The sequence below is a fragment of the Gordonia sp. (in: high G+C Gram-positive bacteria) genome (genome assembly GCF_049299075.1).
Classification (GTDB): Bacteria; Actinomycetota; Actinomycetes; order Mycobacteriales; family Mycobacteriaceae; genus Gordonia.
Genome location: NZ_JBAQWU010000019.1, coordinates 1 through 1,675, shown reverse-complemented (window position 1 = coordinate 1,675; position 1,675 = coordinate 1). Strand labels below are relative to the sequence as shown.

General features: G+C 67.9%; 1 protein-coding gene and 1 pseudogene. Both read left to right on the top strand.

The features are described 5' to 3' along the window. Window positions 1-1,093: tRNA dihydrouridine synthase DusB (gene dusB / locus WAW85_RS00800; protein WP_422557768.1), on the top strand; the 1,093-nt coding region annotated here is incomplete at its 5' end. A 75-nt stretch (window positions 1,094-1,168) separates the two neighbouring features. Then, window positions 1,169-1,675, top strand: a pseudogene (locus WAW85_RS00795) (LytR family transcriptional regulator); the annotation flags it as partial.

Sequence of the window (1,675 nt, the reverse complement as noted above, 5' to 3'; positions counted from 1 at the left end):
CGCACCGATGGCCGGCGTGACCAATGTGGCCTTCCGCATGCTGTGCCGGGAACTCGAGCTGGCGCGTACCGGCACAGTTTCCGGCCTGTATGTCTGCGAGATGGTGACCGCCCGCGCGCTCTATGAGCGACACCCGGTCACCATGCACATGACCAGCTTCGATCCCAGCGAAACGCCCCGGTCGATGCAGCTGTACACCGTCGACCCGGAGTACACGTACAAGGCGGCCAAGATGATCGTCGACGACAATCTGGCCGACCACATCGATATGAACTTCGGCTGTCCGGTCCCCAAGGTGACCAAGCGCGGCGGCGGCTCGGCCATCCCCTACAAACGACGGCTGTTCCGCAACATCGTGGCGGCCGCGGTCAAAGCCACCGAAGGCACCGACATTCCGGTCACGGTGAAGTTTCGCATCGGGCTCGACGACGCGCACCACACGCATCTGGATGCTGGTCGGATCGCTGCCGAAGAAGGTGCGGCCGCGGTCGCCCTGCATGCACGCACGGCCTCCGAGCGCTACTCCGGCAGCGCGCATTGGGACCAGATTGCACGACTCAAGGAACACGTCACCGACGTGCCGGTGCTCGGCAACGGCGACATCTTTGAACCGGACGACGCAATCCGAATGATGGAGCAGACCGGCTGCGACGGGGTGGTGATCGGACGCGGCTGCCTCGGCCGCCCCTGGCTTTTTGCCGAACTGTCTGCCCGCCTCCGCGGTCTACCCACCCCAGCGGCCCCGAACCTGGGCGAAGTGGGCCAGATCATGTACCGCCACGGCCAGCTGCTCAGCGCACACCATGGCGAGGACAAGGGCATGCGCGAAATGCGCAAGCACATTGCCTGGTACCTCCGCGGGTTCCCAGCTGGAGCCGACCTCCGGTCCGCGCTCGCCTTGGTCAAGAGCCTCGATGACCTGCAAGGTCTCATTGACACCCTCGACCCCGACGTGCCGTTCCCCGCCGATGGCCATGGCCCACGCGGCCGCCAGGGCTCACCGGCCGCCGTGCATTTGCCGGCGGGTTGGCTGGACGACCCGGAAGAAGACATCGTCCCGCGCGACGCGGAAATCATGCACTCCGGAGGCTGAACGGGCCGCCCTGCCAGCGTGCTCTCAGCAATTCGCACTAGTATGTTTCCAGCCCAGAACTAAAGGACTTCACCAGTGACGACAGACGACCCCGGTTCGCCGCCGGAACGCCCTGTGGGGCCCGCACGGCGATCACGGCGCGCCGGTCGCACCTCGGAGTCCTATGACTTCCGGGCGCGCTTCGGCGACCCGTCGGTCACCGAACGACGAGCCGGATTGCACGAGCCAGTCAATCGGCCGAGTCAGGTTCCCGGCCGCGAGCGGGTCACCGTCCGCGAGCTCATGGCGCAGATGGCGGCCGGACCGACCCTGCCGCCCCCAGTGCCCCCGGTGCCCCCGGTGCCCCCAGCCCCACCGGGCACCCCTATCCCTCGGCTCCCAGAGGTCCCGGTCCAGCGCCAGTCGACCCCGCAGCCGTCCACACCGCAGCCGTCCACACCGCAGACCCCGGCGGCGTGGCCGCCGGTCGAGGTTACCCAATGGATGCCGCCGGTCGAGGCGGCAGCACCGACGGTCGACCTCTCCGAAGAAACGACAACCCGCCGCGCCCAAGCCGAATCCCGCGGCCAGGTCGCACCGGCC